This is a genomic window from Paraglaciecola sp. 2405UD69-4, assembly GCF_047525415.1.
Classification (GTDB): domain Bacteria; phylum Pseudomonadota; class Gammaproteobacteria; order Enterobacterales; family Alteromonadaceae; genus Paraglaciecola.
This window is the reverse complement of record NZ_JBLIXM010000001.1, coordinates 1,037,628-1,055,651: the sequence shown is the minus strand read 5'-3', so window position 1 is coordinate 1,055,651 and position 18,024 is coordinate 1,037,628. Positions and strand designations below refer to the sequence as shown.

Here is an 18,024-nt window from a genome sequence, read left to right as displayed (position 1 = left end):
TGCAAATGCTCAAGAAGTTTGTTTTGTCCCTTTAGCAGGCCCAAACTTGAATAACTCTTTGATTGATGGACAAATTCAAGTGTCGTCATTGCAAAGTGAAATCAAACAAAACACCTATGCAGAATTTAATGGAAATGTTGAAATCAATAGTTCTGAGGTCAAGATAAAAGCAGAAACAGCTAAGCTTGACAGGGTTAGCGAGACTTTAGTTGCAAATGGTGATGTAAATTTTCAAGACAAAAACATCACAGTTTCTAGCGATAAAGTATCTTTAAATAGAGTTTCAAACGAATTATTAATAGAAGAATCCACATATCAACTTAATCGAGTGCCAGGTCACGGACAAGCAGAAGAAATAGCAATTAACGAAGTAACGGGTATTAATTTAATTGAAGCCAGTTACAGTAGTTGCCCTGTAGACGATGAAGTATGGAGAATTCAAGCCAGCCAAATTGAAATCACTCCCAACCAAGCTAGGGGGGTTGTACGAAACGCTCGTTTCTATATCAAAGACATCCCTGTTATGTATTTACCGTACTTTTCATTTCCAGTAAATGATGAACGTCAATCAGGTGTCTTGTATCCAAGTATCACAAACAGTAGTACAGCTGGCATTAGTGTTGAGCAACCAATTTATTGGAACATAGCACCAAACTACGACCTAACATTTAGTCCAAGATTGATGACAGACAGAGGTGTGCAACTCAAAACTGAATTTCGCTACCTTACAGAACAACATAAAGGCCAACTTAACTTTGAATATCTTCCTAATGATTTGGCAGAAGATGATAATGCAGAGCGTTATTTTTACCGATATATTCACAACGGCTCAATCAATGAAAACTGGCGTATTAACGCTGAAATCAATGGTTTAAGTGACGACAATTATATAAACGAATTAGGGTCTGATTATTATAGCCAATCAGATACTCACTTATATAAAACGCTCGGAGTGAATTACTTCTCAGAAAATTTAGACATAAGTGCACAATTCAGGGATTTTGAAGTCCTTGGAGATCACCCGGATAGCTATCGAGCCCTACCAGAAATCAGGCTGAATTACTTAAGTAACTTAGGGGCTGGACTCGAATTTAAGTTAAATTCGGAGCTTGCCTACTTTGAAAGTGGTGATGAAGATACTCCAACGGCTACCCGTTTTCACATAGCCCCAACCATTAGCTACCCATTTCAAAACCAATGGAGTGAGCTTTTAGCTGAAGTCTCTGTGCTTCACACTCACTATGTTCAAGAGAATATTGCAGACTCTAGCCTAGACGAAGAGGTTACCAGAACATTAGGGCAAGCTAAGTTATACGGTAGTCTAGCCTTTGAAAGAAACATCACATGGTTTGGAAAGAATTTAACACAAACGTTAGAGCCCAAAGCCCAATACTTGTACACCAGTTATGAAGACCAAACCAACATTGGGTTATATGATACCACTAGACTATACAATGATTTTGCTGGGTTATTTAGAGGCCAGGAATTTACTGGCCTAGATAGAATTAGTGATAACAATCAAATTACCTTGGGTGCCACTACTCGTATTATTGATAGCAATAACCAAGAAAAATTCAAGCTCAGTGTAGGGCAAATATTCTACCTTAAAGACAACCAGGTTCTAGACGCAACAAAAGAAGATAGTAAATCAGCTTTAGCAGCTGAACTAGATTGGCAAATAGGTAGTAAATGGTATGCTCATACTTTAGCTCAAGTTTCTAGTATCACAGACAAAGTTGAACGCAGTAGTGTTTCCCTTGAGTACCAATTATCGGACAATAAATTAGTCCAGATTAACCATAGATTTGTTAGAGACCTGTCATCAGAGAAAATTGATCAAGTAGGTATTACAGCCACATGGCCTATTTCTAAAAATTGGCAATGGATTGGTCGGTGGTATTATGACCGCTCATTAAGCAGAACAGTAGAAACGTACAACGGTGTGCAGTATAGCTCATGTTGTTGGAGTGTAAGCTTTGTGGCTGAAAGGTATTTAAGCAACAATTTTGAAACAACAGGAGTGCAAAGTACCAATGATTTCGAATCCGGATTTCATGTATACTTCACCAATCGGAATTTATTACGTGAAGGGCTATTTGGATATAGACGCCCTTATCTGTTGAACTAATTAACGTTTGAAATAACTAACCTTTTCAAACAACCCAATTTCTATTTGATGTTTATTGAAAAACGTCATTAAACTTAAAAGTAAAAAAATCATGAAAGTATTAGTAGTTGCTCTTTTATTCAGTTCCTTTTTAACCCTAAAGTCATACGGGGCCCCAGAATCCCTTGATAAAGTCGCAGTCATTGTAGATCAAAGCGTAGTATTAGAAAGCGAAGTGCAAGAGCTTGTAACCGTAGTTAAACGCAATGCTGCCCTGAACAACCAAACATTACCTTCAGACAGAGCATTACGCACCCAAGCCATTGAAAAATTAATTGTTGATAACCTGCAAATGCAACTAGCAGAGCGTATGGGAATTCAAATTAGTGATCCGCAGTTAGAACAAACCATTGCGAATATCGCCCAAGGTGAAAACCTTAGCTTACAGCAGTTTCGTAATAAAATAGCCCAAGAGGGAATAGCCTACGACACATACAGAGAAGAAGTTCGTAAAGAAATTATTTTAGGTGAAGTCCGCAGAGCAAACGTCAGACGCCGTGTTTATATTACAGACCAAGAAGTTGAGAACCTTGTTAAACTCATAGATGAGCAAGGCAATCAACAAGCAGAATACCAACTTGGTCATATCTTAATTGAATTTCCACCAGAGCCAACAGATGCGGATATAGAAGCTGCGAAAAACCGTGCCTCTAAAGTATTAGAGTTACTCAACAATGGCTCTGACTTTGCAAAAATTGCAACGGCTTCATCAGGTGGCGCTCGAGCTCTAGAAGGTGGAGACCTAGGCTGGATGAATATCAACTCAATGCCGACACTTTTTGCCGAAGCCGTTCAAAATAAAAGCAAAAACACTTTAGTAGGCCCTATTCGTAGTGGTGCTGGTTTTCATATTTTGAAGGTAAAAGATCTCCGAGGCATTGAAAAAGTAGAGATATCGGAAGTAAACGCTAGGCACATACTCATTACCCCTTCGGTTATTTTAAGTGATGATAAAGCCGAAAAAATGTTACAAGATTTTCGTGCTCAGATTTTGGCTGGCGAAGCCGATTTTGGCGAGTTAGCCAAAGAGCATTCAGCTGACCCAGGCTCTGCTTTAAAAGGTGGTGAATTAGGTTGGTCAGATCCAAGCGTTTATGTACCTGAGTTCCAAGCAACGTTAGGCAAGCTAGAAGTAGATGAAATCAGCCAACCTGTGCGCTCTCAATTTGGTTGGCACCTCATGCAATTACTTGGTAAACGAGTAGGCGACATAACAGAACAACGTAAAGAAGAAAAAGCGTATCAATTGTTATTTCAGCGTAAGTTTGCTGAAGAATCTGATACTTGGTTAAGAGAAATACGCGCAGGCGCCTACGTTGAACTTATAAGTGATTCTGCGAGTTAATATGAAACCATTAAAGCTTGCAATTACCCCGGGAGAGCCAGCCGGAATAGGCCCCGACTTACTGATTCAAATTGCTCAAAAAACGTGGCAAGCGCAACTAGTAGTCTTTGCTGATGGCGATATGCTAACCCAAAGAGCTAAGCAGTTAGGCCTATCCATCACTTTTGTAGAGTATGACGAAAGCTGCACCAGCCTTCTTCCTGCAGGCCAAGTATATTTGGTCGATATAGCCAGTAAGACACCAACCCAAAGTGGTGTTTTAAATAGTGATAATGGTCCTTACGTTGTTGAAACACTTCGTCAAGCCTGTAAGAAAAATCTAGACGGTGAATTTGACGCAGTGGTAACCGGTCCTGTTCACAAAGGTATTATTAATGAAGGCGGGATTTCATTCAGTGGCCATACTGAATTTTTTGCCCATGAGTCTAATACTAATGATGTTGTCATGATGCTGGCCACAGAAGGGTTAAGAGTCGTATTAGCGACGACACATATTCCATTAGCTTATGTGTCAAAAGCCATCACCTTTGAACGCTTACATAAAGTACTGCACATTGTTAATACCGATTTAATGCTTAAATTTGGAATTAAGCAGCCCCATATTTTCGTATGTGGTCTGAACCCACATGCGGGAGAAGATGGGCATATAGGCAAAGAAGAAATATTGGTTATCAACCCAGCTTTAGATGCTTTAAGAGAGGAAGGGCTTAAAATTACAGGTCCCTTACCTGCTGATACTATTTTTAACCCTAAATATCTTGAGCAAGCCGATGCGGTACTAGCCATGTACCATGACCAAGGCTTACCGGTTTTAAAATATAAAGGTTTTGGCGCTTCTATTAACATTACTTTAGGCTTACCTTTTATTCGAACATCGGTAGACCATGGTACTGCGTTAGATTTAGCAGGCACAGGACAAGCAGACTCAGGTAGCTTTGAGTTAGCTATCGAGAAAGCCATTGAAATAGCAGCGAAAAAACAATGAGTAAACAGCATTTAGGACACACAGCTAGAAAACGTTTTGGTCAAAATTTCTTGCATGATAATTACGTAATTGACCAAATTGTATCTGCCATTAACCCTCAAAAAGGGCAGCATATGGTAGAGATAGGCCCTGGCCTTGGGGCCCTCACCGAGCCTGTTTGCGAATTACTAGACCAATTAACTGTAGTGGAGCTAGATAGAGACTTAGCTGCGCGATTACGAACCCATCCGTTTATCGCCAGTAAACTAAATATTGTCGAAACCGACGCCTTAAAGTATGACTTCAGTGAATTAATATCCGAAGACACGCCACTAAGAATATTTGGAAATCTTCCTTACAATATTTCGACCCCTTTAATGTTCCATCTATTTTCTTTTGCCAATAAAGTGCAAGACATGCACTTTATGCTTCAGAAAGAAGTAGTTAACCGATTAGCGGCCTCACCCGGTAATAAAAACTATGGTAGGTTATCGGTAATGGCACAATACCACTGCCAAGTAATACCTGTTATTCAGGTGCCCCCGGGAGCCTTCAATCCACCACCTAAAGTTGACTCAGCAGTGGTTAGACTAATTCCACATCAACAAAAGCCTGTTTCACTCATAGATGAAGATACTCTACACACAGTATGCGCACAGGCATTTAATCAAAGGCGAAAAACAATACGTAACAGTCTTAAAAATAGCTTAACGGAACAACAAATCGTAGACTTAGATATCAATCCAGAGCTAAGGGCTGAGAACTTATCACTACAAGATTTTGCAAAAATAGCCAATGCCGTTGCAAGCTTTACGCTAGAATCTAAATCCTAACGAATTACTACAATTTTAAACACTGAGTCCTGTGATGAATCAAGAAACGCCTATTGTTATTGATGTGCAGACACAATATCTGCCAGATAGACTTCCAGAGAAAGACAAGTTTCCTTTTAGCTATACCATTACCATTACCAACCAAAGCGATGTAAGCGTTCAATTAATGAGCAGATATTGGTTAATTACTGATGGTAATGGTAAAAATACTGAAGTAAAAGGCCCTGGAGTAATAGGAGAGCAACCTCATATAAAACAAGGGGAATCATTCCAATACAGTAGCGGTGCTATATTAGATACACCCATTGGCACCATGCAAGGCTTTTACGAAATGATAACCTCTGAGGGTCATGTATTCAAAGCACCCATTGATGTATTCAGACTTGCCGTTCCTAACATTTTGAATTAAACCATGGCGACTTACATTGTAGGTGATATTCAAGGGTGTTTAAGTGGGTTGCTAAGACTCTTATCTGCAGTGGGTTTTAAAGCCGAGCAAGATAAGTTAATCGCTGTAGGGGATCTAATTGGACGAGGCCCACAAGCCCTTGAAACAATAGAATACTTATACTCATTGGGAAGTAGCTTTGACACGGTTCTTGGAAACCATGACCTACACTTGTTAGCTATACATGCAGGTATAAGGAAAGCCAAGCCCAATGATAAACTAGACACCTTACTTGCTGATAAAAATATTGGCATTTATATTGATTGGCTGCGACGTAAACCCTTAGCACTCAAGCCTAATGAAGGTTCATTGATTACCCATGCAGGTCTCTACCCAGACTGGTCAATAAAACAAGCCTTAGCTTATAGCAATGAGGTGAGTGAGTATTTGGCTGGAGACCAGTGGCAGTTATTTTTAGCTAACATGTATGGCAATCAACCAAATGTATGGCATGAAAGCTTATCTGGATTTGAACGACTGCGATTTATTGTCAATGCTTTAACAAGAATGCGCTTCATTAAACACTCTCACACATTGGACTTTGATTGTAAGTCTGCACCAGAGCATACAGACTCAGATTTGACCCCTTGGTTTGCTTGTGAAAACCATCAACTCAAAAGTACACAACAAATTATCTTTGGCCATTGGGCCGCACTAAATGGAGTCACGGAAAATTCTCAAATAATTGGCCTAGATACCGGGTACATTTGGGGTAACAATATGACCCTACTGGATTTATCAAAGAGTATAAAACACTCAGTTAAGTATAAAGATATCCCAGAATCGACCGATACCTAATAATAATTATACCCTTTATAACTGTAAATTTACGCTCAGTCGGTTATAGTTTTAAGAATGTTGTCAATTAGACTAATGGATTAAAGCTGACAATAAAAATATTGGGTACTTCTAACAAAGCTTAAGGTCATTACATGAAAATTAAAGTTGCAACTCGAGTAATTGGTGGTTTCGCAGTCATCACCATTCTTATGTTTTTATTAGGAGTAGTTGCTTATACAAGTTTAAGTAAAATTGATAGCGCTACAGAAAAAGTAAACACCCTTGCATTACCTACGGTAAACGGCAGCAACCTCCTGAAAATCTCATTTTTAAACATGAGTAAGCTCACCACTGAAGCCCTTTACGAAACAGAATCAAATATTTTACAAGACAAACAAACTGCATTTGAAGCCAGTCAGAAAAAATTTGAAGATGAAATACGCACACTAACAGGCGTAGTCAATAAAGAACCAGCTCTTCGCAAATCGCTAGTAGCAACTGAAACAATCTTTCGTGAATATATTGAAAACGTAAATACAATTTTTACCAACAAAAAGAGCCAATTAAAGTATGCCGATACTCTGATTGATATAATTGGCGATGTAGAAGACAACGCTGATGATACCTCAACCTTAATCGTAGATTTTGCTGATTTAGATGAAGTGTCTGATAACCAGCGTTTACAGCGCACGTCAGACTTAGCTAATGGCCTAGAATCAAACCTAATGACCTTACTTACAGCAAGTGCTGAGTATATTAAAACTGAAACTTTACTCCGAGCCGACATCAATGGTAGCGAAGTTAAATTTGCTGTAGAACAAATTCAAAGTAAAGTCACAGAAATGCAAAATCAAGCGGGCAACTTAGATGACTCTGGAACCTTAAGTGAAATATATTCACTCGTTGATGACGTTATAGACTCTATCAGCTCTTCTCAAGGCCTTTTACAATCGCAAGTTAAACTCTTAGAAAGTAAAAAGCAGGCGAGTGTTGCATACGCAGCATCAGAGCAAAATATCATTCAAGCCTCACAGCAACTTGACGGATTGAAAACATTGGCTGACGCTGAGGCTAAAAGTGCAAAAGGTGAAGTGAATGCATCTGTATCCCAGGGAAAAATGATTACTATTGTAATTGGATTGTTATCCTTAGCAATTGCAACAGCTATAGCCTACAGAACTATCCAGGCTATTATCAAGCCACTTCACAAAGTGAACGAAATATTAAATGTGGTTTCTACGGGCGATTTAACTCGCAAGCTTGATGACTCTTCAAATGATGAATTTGGTGAATTAGCCACAAATTGCAACAATCTAATCGACAACTTAAAGTCTCTAATTTCAAGTATTAGCTCTAGAGCAACGCAATTGGCAGCCGCAGCAGAAGAAACATCAGCAGTCACTAGCCAAACAACACACTCGATTCAAGATCAAAAATCACAAGTATCTCAAGTTGCTACTGCAACAGCAGAAATGCACAGCACATCGCAATTAGTTACACAAAACGCAGAAGATACCCTTAACCAAATCAAAAATGCCGACAACGAAGCAGAAAAAGTAAAAGCAATATCTGAAGAAAATAAAAACACTATTTTGGTTCTTGCAAAAGATGTTGAAGAAGCAGCTCAAGTTATCAATAAATTAAATCAAGATAGCGCCAGTATTGGTGGGATTTTAGAGGTTATTAGAGGGGTCGCCGACCAAACAAATTTACTGGCACTAAATGCAGCTATAGAAGCAGCCCGCGCTGGTGAACATGGACGCGGGTTCGCAGTTGTTGCCGATGAAGTTAGAACATTGGCTAGCCGTACCCAACAATCAACCCAAGAAATTAACTCTATGATTGAGGTTTTACAGGCGGGGGCTGAAAAGGCCGTATCTGTAATGAACCAAGGAAAAGACCAAACAACTTTATGTGTGCAACAAGCAGAGAACGCAACTGTGGCCCTAGAATCTATTACTAGTGCTGTACACAAAGCTTATGATGTCAGTAGTCAAATTGAGCAATCTGCCCGTGAGCAAAATATTGTGTCACAAGAAATAAGTGAAAAGCTCGAAAACATAGTTACAATTGCAGAAGAAACCACTACGGGTGCACATCAAACTGCTGAGTCTAGCCATGAAGTCGCAAAATTAGCAGAAGAATTACAAAACTCGGTACAGGCCTTTAAAGTTTAATATTGCCATAACACTTTCCTCAAAGGTCTAGCTGTAAAAGCAGATCATTGAGGAAAGTTAGTGTTTTTCTCTATCCATATCTGCTTAAAAATACTGACAGTTATGACCGCGCGACCACTTGTTCACATTACTTTGAACCACTTTTTAAAATAAGCAACATAAGTACCCCATATGGAATCACCATCTCTAAAAGCCTGTACAATATCCCCTATTTATTCTCCCCTAGGAATAGCATTAGGCGTTAACCAATCCTCACCAGAATATTATGAGCTACTCAATAAACTAGCAGATCACAACGACTTCAGTAGTGGCATACACAAAGCACATCAGCAGCAAGATTATAATAATATAACTGCAGATGCCCGAGATAACAGGCTCATGCTTTGGCAAGATCCAACTAAGCCAGAATTGAAAATTCATGTATTTGCAAACAATATTGCCGTTGTTGAATATGAATTAAAGTTAGATCAAAACCTAAGTGCACTGCAGTTAGCAAATGAATGCCAAGTAAAAACAACCCAAGCTATTGCAGACATCTACCCTAGTTTTATCGCTTCATTTACCGAGTCAGTGGCCAAACTAAACTCTAACCGGGTAACACTGACCAAACAGCATGTGGATAAGCCTAAAATATACTGGACCACTCAAACATTATTATTTGCTAGGCATGAAGTGCAGCACAAGGCGCACCAAGCACTCATTAAAAATTGGTTAAAGTATACGGACTGCCCAGACGATGCAGATAAAATAATTAGTGGTACTCAGAGTTATTCCTTAACTTGGCTTAACTATGTCGTAATTGATGAACCACTAGCGCCAGATGACGAACACCAACCTACAGGTTACGCCCCCTATTTAGAGACTATGATATTGGCCCAGTATTTTTATACTGCTCAAGAAAACTGTAACACCATTCTAAAGCAGGCGATTGATGGCGCTTATAACAGTAAGAAGCTTAATGAAGTCAGTAAAAACCTTGCCAAAAGCCGAGTGCTAGCGCGCCTGCACCAGGTCGACTACAACGAACATTTAAAATATCTAAAGCGTTTTAAACGCAAACTTTTAGCAAAAATTCTTTCTGGCTGGGACTTTGAGAACTTAATTGAAAATGGTCAGAGGATGATAGAAATATGTTCCAGTAGACTCCAAGAGGAAGATAATAAAAGACGAGAGCGCAGTACAGTGATGACAGACCTTCTGCTAGTCACCCTGAGTTTCTTCACAGTCTTTGAATTATCACTTTACCTAACTGAATTTAGTAGAGAAATGATGTCTAGGCCTGCTTTAGATTACAACGATGAAACACCTTCGTTTTTTCTAAAGTTCATAGCAGAAGTAGATGCGGATTTTATGTTCGGATTTGGTTTTTTATTGACCTTCCTACTGATAGTTTTATACAAGTTTATAAAGGCCAAGTGATATGCAACTAAAAACTATAATAGCAGTACTGATGCTCACTATTAGTTGTTCCACTGCCAGTCTAGCAAGTGATATGACTTCAGTGTCAATTAGTACTAAAGATTGGCAACCTTATATCAATGCACAAGACCAAGAGTTAGGAAGCGCAGCAGAACTGCTACGTCAATTATTCAGCCAGGATGACACTAATGTACAATGGCAGTATCAAAACTTTGATTTGGCTTATAAACAAGTCCAAGACAAACAAAAGTTAGCCGCTTATCCCTATTTTTACACCTCGACTCGTAGTAAAGAGGTTTTGTTTTCAAATCCAATTTTTACTGTTACTAGCCATATTTATTACAACCGTCAATACAATCAAGATATTGATATACAAAATTTAAATAACTACAGAGTCGGAAAGGTAGCTGGATATAGTTACGGTACAGAAATAGATAAACTTGTAAGTGAAGGCAAGCCTTTTGCTACTGAAAAACAAGCTTTAATAGCTCTCTTAAATAACGATATTGATTATCTTCCCATGACAGAAAGTGTCATGAACTTTATGTTAATCAACACCTTTCCAGAGCGAATGTTACTTCTAAAGCCACTAGAAAACGTAACAGGTACTGCAAGCTTACATTTAATTGCCTCTAAAACTGACTCAGGAAAAGTTTTGATAGAGAAATTAAATCAACTTATAGAACAAGCCAAGGGAATACAAAGCTTACAAGCCACACCATTACAATTACCAAACAAACCAGATATCGCAAGACTAATAGCAGCTGAAGGTTACCCGGTGATTTTAGGACAAAGTGAAAAAGAGGCGTCTCCAGAGTATTACACCTTACCGCAAGGTACGCACGTTTTAGTTATTCAATGGAGTAGCAAAATTTTGGCAGCGTCTAAATCCGATAGATTGTATAAAAACATGATGGATCTGAGCAAGGTGGTTGTTTTAAATGGCCCACATGTAGGCAAAGAGTTGTACGTTAGAAATATGTATATCGAGTTACAATGATTTTTATAATTTTAGGATGGTTTGGAACCATCACCTATTTAGTCAACCATGGATACATTTCATTTTCTAAGGATAAAAGTAACCTAATTTACTACGGCGGCAACTTCTTAGCCGCCCTATCTTTAGTGATAAGCTCTATCGTTAGCCAGTCCTATCAAGCGGTAGTCATTAATGGTTTTTGGGCAATAATAAGCATTTTAGTGTTGGCCAATATCAACTTAAAACGCCTGCCTATTAATGTCATGTTTTTTAATATTATTTTAGGTATCTTTGCTATCGGGGTAGCCTATCAAGGGATAATGCTGAATAAGTTAGATACGCAACTTTTAGGGTGGTCATCAGCTTTTGTATTTTCTGCAAGCTACCTATTATTCACAATAGGTAAAATGCCTATAATTAACTATCTAATATTTAATGCTTATGCTGCATTTGTGATCTTGCCACAAGTATGGATAGACCAAAACTGGCCAGTATTTGCATTAGAGATATGTTGGGGAACCATTTCTTTATATGGTGCTTTTCGTAAGATTAATGAAGTACACCTTATCGATTGATAAAGGTTATTGCCATGTGAGTTAGCCATATAAAAAAGCCGACAAGAGTCGGCTTTTGTTTCGCTAATTTTTAAGATTGATTGATATTAGTCAAACAATGCGTCGTGAAGCGCACACACCACATCGCTACTGTCAGCGTCACTTACCAATACGGATAGGTTATGTGGATTAGCACCATAACAAATCATACGTAAGTTATAGTCAGAAACCGCTGCAAATATTTTGCTAGATACTCCGGCTTCACTATGCATATTGTTACCAACAACTGTTACTAAGTCGTAGTTTTCTTCCACTTGTACTTCACAAAATTGCCCTAACTCTTCAATAGTCGCCTGATTAAGACGCTTTAGCACTGAATTAGCTGGGTTATCTAAAGTAAAGGATACACAAATTTCTGATGTTGTTATTAAATCAACACTCAATTTATGCTTTGCAATAATAGTAAACACTTTTTGTAAAAAGCCTTGTGCATACATCATTTTAGGTGTTTTCACTGTCACCATAACCTGCTCTTTACGACGGGTTATTGCGCGATATGCGGGTTCAGTTTCACAATCCTTAACTATCCAAGTACCGCCTTTTTCTGGCTCTCTGCTGGAACCAACAAACACTTTAATATTTTGACGTAACGCGGGCTCCATAGTCGCCGGGTGAAGTACTTTTGCGCCAAAGGTAGCCATTTCTGCCGCTTCTTCAAAACTAAGCTCTGGCAAAGGCCTTGCAGCGTCAGTAATTCGAGGATCAGTGGTGTACACACCTATTACATCAGTCCATATTTCACAGGTGGCCGCATCTAAGGCTTCTGCCAATAATGCAGCTGTAAAATCTGAGCCACCACGACCAAGGGTAGTAGTATTACCCTCACTATCTGAGCCAATAAAGCCTTGGGTAACAAACACTGTGCTAGCTAAAGAAGCTTGCATGATATTTTGAGTAGCAGCTTTTATTTGCTCTAAGTCTGGTGTTGCTTTTCCAAATTGGCTGTCGGTTTTAAGCACGTTACGCACATCAAAGTTCTCAGCTACCACACCAATTTGTTTCAGCACTTGAGTAAATAACAAAGATGACATTCTCTCACCATGAGACAAAAGCGCATCTTTTAAATCTGCTCGATGAATAATCTCTTCATGCAAAGCCAAATCGGTTAAAGACGTTAACAACTGCTCAAGCTTTTCAGTCACACCATCTTTATCATCCAAGTCCGACACTATCGCATATTGAATGGTTTCGATTTCAGCTAACTTTTGCTTAATTTGATCTTTTGACATTGCTGTATTAGCAATATCAACTAACAAATTGGTGACACCCGCGGACGCACTTACTACTACCACACGAGTTTCGGGATTATTTTTAATAATATGGGCGCAATTTTCCATCGCACCAAAATTTGCCACACTAGTGCCGCCAAACTTAGCGACGTTGATATTTTTCAGGTCTAGATTACTCACAATCGGCTTATACTATCTAACAATGTTACATGGCGCAGAAAATAGCAGTTTTACTTATAATTACAAAGTAAAAATAGTCTAAAAGTTCAGCTATTTTGGAATAGTATATTCAGATCACCAGACAACCTTATACCAAGGTTTAAATTTGACGCTTAGATGAGAGGTTTCTCAAGGTGTTTTTATAAATAGGTCTGCACTTTTATTGCTTGAATATCGAGGCTAACTAAAGACAGTTTTGTTTCGTCCAGAGTTTTTTGCTTGGTATAAAGCATCATCTGCTAGTTGCGTGACTTCATGTAAACTCTGACTAGCATCACTCAACACGGCGCCTATACTAACAGTGATAGGAGTGTGATTAACCTGTATTTTACTTATCAAGCTATGTAATCGTGAAGCTAGGACTTTTGCATCTTCAATATTGATATTAGGCAACAATACAATAAACTCTTCTCCTCCAAAGCGGGCAACTAAATCTGTCTCACGACCAAAAGACTGCAGCTGGGCGCCGAACTCTTTTAGCACACGGTCTCCTTCTAAATGTCCAAATGAATCATTTATTTTCTTAAAAAAATCTATATCTACAATGAACAGCACGTAAGAATGACCGTTTCGCTTTGCTTGATTTATCAATTCTGGGGCGCGTAAATTAAATTCCCGTCTATTGGTAAGTCCTGTTAGCTCATCCGTTGACGAAAGGGACTGTAATATTTTGGTCTGTGCCTCTAATTCCTTACGAGTTTCTATTAATTCATCATAAAGTTGGTCTCGCTTACTAGCATTAAAAAAGCTCCAATAAATACGCTTTTCCTTATCCATTCTGGCGCTAACAATAATAGAGATACGCTTGTTATTTCCATCTAACAAAGCCAACTGCATTTCTTCACACCTTCCCTCATGAATTAACAATGGCATTAAATAGCTTTCACAAAAAATTCTCGATGAATGTGTAAATATATTGTCCGAACATGTCCCAACAATTTTGTCGGTTGAGAGTTGAAATTCATCAAAAAAATAACGATTAGCGTAAAGGATTTGACGATTTTCATCGGTAATTAAAAACCCAGCTTGAAACATATCGGGAGAAACGTTTTCAAAAACTTTATCTTTAATCACCAATATAGTCTCTTATATGCTGATTGATAACTTCCGGCTGAGTCATATGTAGACAATGCCCTTCAGCATCAACTATACATAATTTAGCTTCCGGCAGTTCCTTCTGCATATAGTGACCAATCTCCACTGAAGCCAAGGCGTCGCGAGTACTTTGAAAAATAAGCACAGGATGCTTAGCTTCCTTTAATAAATGACGATAATCAGAAAAGAAAGTGGCCTCAGCAAATGATTTTGCAATGATGGGATCCGTTGAACAAAAGCTCCCAGATAATTCGCCTATAAGCTCTTCTGAATGGCTTGCTCCCATAACAAGTGGAGCCAAATAATTTGCCCAACCTAAATAGTTTTTATCCATTAAACTTAATAATTCTTCTAAGTCTACTTTTTCAAAACCACCAAAATAATCAGGCTTGATATTTAAAAAGCATGGAGACGGACAAACCATGACGAGCTGCTTAAAATACTCAGGTTGTGTTACAGAGGCAATTAAACCTATGATACTACTTACAGAGTGACCAACAAACACAACATCAGTTAGGTTCAGAGCTTCACATATGTCTAACACATCTTGCGCATAACCTTCCAATGACTTGTAACGCCCTTGGTTGTAGTAGGATAACTGCGAATTGCCAGAGCCTACATAATCAAAGAGGATCACAGTGTAATCATTTTTTAACGCTGGAAGAATAAAACGCCACATATTTTGATCGCAGCCAAAACCATGTGCCAAAAACAAGGTTGTTTTCCCGTTTCCGTATATATTTACGTTATTTCTAGCGATTATTTCTTGACGGGTGTCCAAGCTTAATGCCCATGTTATTATAAATATTATGGGAGATAATAAGGCAATTCTATCGAAAGAACCACATCAGGAAGTAAATGTTAGTTTACATGCAAATTTCAGGACCTTTACACAATCCCAAACTTCAAATAGTCGTTAATGGATAGGCAAATTGTTAATATTAAAGATTGCTACTAGGCTAGCTCTAATTCTTTAAGCAAAGTATTATTAAAGGCAAAATATCGCAGCTAGATAAAACTCATGTATGTATTTATGAGACAAAGTCTCTAACATCATTCAATATTCAATTACGAAAACAACCGAACATTCTCTGGCTACAACACCATAAATGAAAACTCAACTCTCAAAGAATCCATATTAAAGACATGACAAAATCCACCACACACACTCCCATGATGCAGCAATATTTAAAAATTAAAGCTGAACATCCAGATATATTATTGTTTTATCGCATGGGGGATTTTTATGAGTTGTTTTTTGATGACGCGAAAAAAGCAGCAGAGCTCTTAGATATTTCTTTAACGGCCCGTGGCAAGTCCGGTGGTAATGCCATTCCAATGGCAGGTGTGCCTTATCATGCAGTAGAAAACTACTTAGCTCGCTTAGTTAAAATGGGGCAATCTGTAGCAATTGTTGAACAGGTGGGCGATCCCGCCACTAGCAAGGGCCCTGTTGAGCGAAAAGTACAAAGAATAGTAACCCCAGGAACAGTATCGGACGAGGCCTTACTAGAAGATAAACAAGACAATATCCTTGCTGCCGTTAGCTGCGTAAAAAAGCAAAATCAACTACATTTTGGCTACGCCACTTTAGACGTTTCCACTGGCCGATTCGCTTTAAGCGAGCCTGTTGATGTGGACGCCTTAGTGGCAGAGATTCAACGCACCGAGCCTGCAGAACTATTATATCCAGAAGATTTTGAATTTTTTCATTTAATTGAGCAACGTAAAGGGTTAAGACGCCGGCCACAATGGGAGTTTGACTTTGATACCGCATGTAAACAATTAAACCAACAATTTGGCACCAAAGAACTAGATGGTTTTGGGGTGGCCAATAGTAAAATGGGACTTTGCGCTGCAGGTTGCGTAATGCAATACGTAAAAGATACACAAAGAAGCGCCCTGCCCCATATACGCAGTATATTATTAGAGACTGAATCAGACACAGTTCTCATGGATGCAGCCACTAGACGTAATCTAGAGCTCACCCAAAATTTAAGCGGAGGCAAAGAGCACACCCTTGCCAGCGTTTTAGATAGAACCTCTACACCTATGGGGAGCAGACTATTACAAAGATGGTTACATCGCCCATTAACAGATAGTAAGGTTCTAAAACAGCGCCAAGCAAATATTAAATCTATACTCAATAGCGATTATCCGCAATTACAAAGCTATTTAAAACAAGTGGGCGATATGCAAAGAGTTATCGCACGCTTAGCACTGCGCTCTGCCCGTCCGCGAGATTTCGTTAGACTACGCCAAGCCTTTATCTTACTTCCAGATATTCAAGATTTTGTAACAGAGCAATCTGCAGATTCTGCCAATACAGGTTTAATGCAGCTAGCCAACGATATAAGTCAATTTCCAGCTTTTGCAGACTTGTTAACTCAAGCAATCGAAGAAACACCACCAGTATTAATACGTGATGGCGGTGTAATCAAAGCAGGCTATAACGCTGAGTTAGATGAACTAAGAGCACTATCCAAAGGTGCGACTGATTACCTAGAAGAGCTAGAACAAAGAGAAAAAGAACGTACTGGTATTGCTACCTTAAAGGTAGGTTACAACCGAGTTCATGGCTATTTTATTGAAGTAGGACGTAACTACGCAGACCAAGTTCCTGCAGAATATGTAAGACGTCAAACCCTCAAAAACAATGAAAGATACATAATACAAGAGTTAAAAGAACACGAAGACAAGGTGCTAACCAGCCAGAGTAAATCCTTAGCATTAGAAAAACGCTTATATGAAGAACTATTCGACCTATTATTACCGGAGTTGTCACAACTCATGCTAAGTGCCGATGCACTCTCAGAGTTAGATGTATTGACTAACCTGGCAGAGCGAGCAGAAACGCTAAACTATCACTGTCCAGAGTTAACAAATCAACACGGTATTCATTTTGGTCAAGGTCGTCACCCTGTTGTAGAAAATGTCATGAGTACGCCATTTATAGCCAATCCTATAGCCATTAACCCTCAACGGAGAATGTTAGTGATAACCGGGCCTAATATGGGGGGGAAATCAACTTATATGCGGCAAACTGCTTTAATCGTGCTAATGGCATACATTGGTAGTTTCATACCGGCCGAAAATGCTCAAATAGGCCCCATTGATCGTATTTTCACAAGAATAGGCGCATCAGACGACTTAGCTTCTGGTCGCTCAACCTTTATGGTAGAAATGACAGAAACCGCCAATATACTCAACAATGCCACATGCAATAGTTTAGTTTTAATGGATGAAATTGGACGAGGTACGAGTACTTACGACGGATTGTCATTAGCTTGGGCATGTGCAGAGTATTTAGCGAGTAAAATACAAGCGTACACCCTATTTGCGACCCATTATTTTGAATTGACTCAACTTGCCGATACACTACCAGAGCTTGCTAATGTCCACTTAGACGCCGTTGAACATGACGAAACCATTCGCTTTATGCACGCAGTGCAAGAAGGGGCAGCAAACAAAAGCTATGGTCTTCAAGTCGCACAGCTCGCTGGCGTACCCAAAAGCGTTATTCAGCATGCAAAACATAAATTACTAGAATTAGAAGAACATACTCAAGATCACCCTGTTGTGCCGCAAAAAACAGAGCGACAACTTGATCTATTGAATTCAGTAGACGAGCTACGATTAAATTTAAAACAAATTAATCCAGATGATTTAAGCCCTAAGCAGGCTTTAGAATACCTTTATCAACTGAAACAATTAGCAAGCGAAGACATTTAAACTTAAATTAATGGGGAATGAAC

14 protein-coding genes are annotated in these 18,024 nt (G+C 38.9%); 11 read left to right on the top strand and 3 right to left on the bottom strand.

Going from position 1 to position 18,024, the window contains the following annotated elements; genetic code table 11:
- Positions 1-46: 46 nt before the first annotated feature.
- From ACMUMK_RS04715 to ACMUMK_RS04670, 10 genes are all read left to right on the top strand, one after another.
- Positions 47-2,128, top strand: a complete 2,082-nt coding sequence (locus tag ACMUMK_RS04715) for an LPS-assembly protein LptD (RefSeq protein WP_414699968.1) — start codon at positions 47-49, stop codon at positions 2,126-2,128.
- Between the two features lie 67 nt (positions 2,129-2,195).
- Positions 2,196-3,512, top strand: coding sequence for a peptidylprolyl isomerase SurA (gene surA / locus ACMUMK_RS04710; RefSeq protein WP_414700326.1), 1,317 nt, complete (start codon positions 2,196-2,198; stop codon positions 3,510-3,512).
- A 1-nt stretch (position 3,513) separates the two neighbouring features.
- A complete protein-coding gene (gene pdxA, locus ACMUMK_RS04705; RefSeq protein WP_414699967.1) occupies positions 3,514-4,497 on the top strand; it encodes a 4-hydroxythreonine-4-phosphate dehydrogenase PdxA in 984 nt (327 codons plus the stop codon).
- Entirely contained in the window at positions 4,494-5,309 is an 816-nt protein-coding gene (gene rsmA, locus ACMUMK_RS04700) for a 16S rRNA (adenine(1518)-N(6)/adenine(1519)-N(6))-dimethyltransferase RsmA (RefSeq protein ID WP_414699966.1), read from the top strand. The genes pdxA and rsmA overlap by 4 nt, the downstream gene beginning before the upstream one ends.
- 34 nt (positions 5,310-5,343) lie before the next feature.
- Complete coding sequence (apaG, locus tag ACMUMK_RS04695; protein ID WP_414699965.1) at positions 5,344-5,718, top strand: Co2+/Mg2+ efflux protein ApaG; 375 nt, start codon at positions 5,344-5,346, stop codon at positions 5,716-5,718.
- A 3-nt stretch (positions 5,719-5,721) separates the two neighbouring features.
- On the top strand, positions 5,722-6,555 hold the full coding sequence (locus tag ACMUMK_RS04690; protein WP_414699964.1) for a symmetrical bis(5'-nucleosyl)-tetraphosphatase: 834 nt from the start codon (positions 5,722-5,724) through the stop codon (positions 6,553-6,555).
- A gap of 134 nt (positions 6,556-6,689) precedes the next feature.
- On the top strand, positions 6,690-8,714 hold the full coding sequence (locus ACMUMK_RS04685) for a methyl-accepting chemotaxis protein (RefSeq protein WP_414699963.1): 2,025 nt from the start codon (positions 6,690-6,692) through the stop codon (positions 8,712-8,714).
- Between the two features lie 171 nt (positions 8,715-8,885).
- A complete protein-coding gene (locus ACMUMK_RS04680) occupies positions 8,886-10,133 on the top strand; it encodes a hypothetical protein (RefSeq protein ID WP_414699962.1) in 1,248 nt (415 codons plus the stop codon).
- Between the two features lies 1 nt (position 10,134).
- Positions 10,135-11,133, top strand: a complete 999-nt coding sequence (locus ACMUMK_RS04675; protein WP_414699961.1) for a substrate-binding periplasmic protein — start codon at positions 10,135-10,137, stop codon at positions 11,131-11,133.
- Entirely contained in the window at positions 11,130-11,687 is a 558-nt protein-coding gene (locus ACMUMK_RS04670) for a CBU_0592 family membrane protein (RefSeq protein ID WP_414699960.1), read from the top strand. The genes ACMUMK_RS04675 and ACMUMK_RS04670 overlap by 4 nt, the downstream gene beginning before the upstream one ends.
- A gap of 86 nt (positions 11,688-11,773) precedes the next feature.
- Here ACMUMK_RS04670 and lysC read toward each other — a convergent pair whose 3' ends face one another.
- The 3 genes from lysC to ACMUMK_RS04655 all read right to left on the bottom strand — a co-directional run bounded on the left by lysC (position 11,774) and on the right by ACMUMK_RS04655 (position 15,050).
- The gene (gene lysC / locus ACMUMK_RS04665) at positions 11,774-13,135 is read right to left on the bottom strand and encodes a lysine-sensitive aspartokinase 3 (protein WP_414699959.1); all 1,362 of its coding nucleotides are present in this window, start codon (positions 13,133-13,135) and stop codon (positions 11,774-11,776) included.
- Between the two features lie 219 nt (positions 13,136-13,354).
- Positions 13,355-14,248: a GGDEF domain-containing protein gene (locus ACMUMK_RS04660; RefSeq protein ID WP_414699958.1), complete on the bottom strand. Its 894-nt coding sequence runs from the start codon at positions 14,246-14,248 to the stop codon at positions 13,355-13,357.
- A complete protein-coding gene (locus ACMUMK_RS04655) occupies positions 14,241-15,050 on the bottom strand; it encodes an alpha/beta fold hydrolase (RefSeq protein WP_414699957.1) in 810 nt (269 codons plus the stop codon). Before ACMUMK_RS04655 ends, ACMUMK_RS04660 begins: the two co-directional genes overlap by 8 nt.
- A gap of 365 nt (positions 15,051-15,415) precedes the next feature.
- Between ACMUMK_RS04655 and mutS the strand changes: the two genes are divergently transcribed.
- On the top strand, positions 15,416-18,001 hold the full coding sequence (gene mutS, locus ACMUMK_RS04650; RefSeq protein WP_414699956.1) for a DNA mismatch repair protein MutS: 2,586 nt from the start codon (positions 15,416-15,418) through the stop codon (positions 17,999-18,001).
- Positions 18,002-18,024 lie beyond the last annotated feature (23 nt).

Bases quoted from the DNA above. Each gene is read 5' to 3' on its own strand.
- pdxA (WP_414699967.1), top strand. From the start codon at position 3,514: ATGAAACCATTAAAGCTTGCAATTACCCCGGGAGAGCCAGCCGGAATA.
- rsmA (WP_414699966.1), top strand. From the start codon at position 4,494: ATGAGTAAACAGCATTTAGGACACACAGCTAGAAAACGTTTTGGTCAA.
- apaG (WP_414699965.1), top strand. From the start codon at position 5,344: ATGAATCAAGAAACGCCTATTGTTATTGATGTGCAGACACAATATCTG.
- ACMUMK_RS04690 (WP_414699964.1), top strand. From the start codon at position 5,722: ATGGCGACTTACATTGTAGGTGATATTCAAGGGTGTTTAAGTGGGTTG.
- ACMUMK_RS04685 (WP_414699963.1), top strand. From the start codon at position 6,690: ATGAAAATTAAAGTTGCAACTCGAGTAATTGGTGGTTTCGCAGTCATC.
- ACMUMK_RS04680 (WP_414699962.1), top strand. From the start codon at position 8,886: ATGGAATCACCATCTCTAAAAGCCTGTACAATATCCCCTATTTATTCT.
- ACMUMK_RS04675 (WP_414699961.1), top strand. From the start codon at position 10,135: ATGCAACTAAAAACTATAATAGCAGTACTGATGCTCACTATTAGTTGT.
- ACMUMK_RS04670 (WP_414699960.1), top strand. From the start codon at position 11,130: ATGATTTTTATAATTTTAGGATGGTTTGGAACCATCACCTATTTAGTC.
- mutS (WP_414699956.1), top strand. From the start codon at position 15,416: ATGACAAAATCCACCACACACACTCCCATGATGCAGCAATATTTAAAA.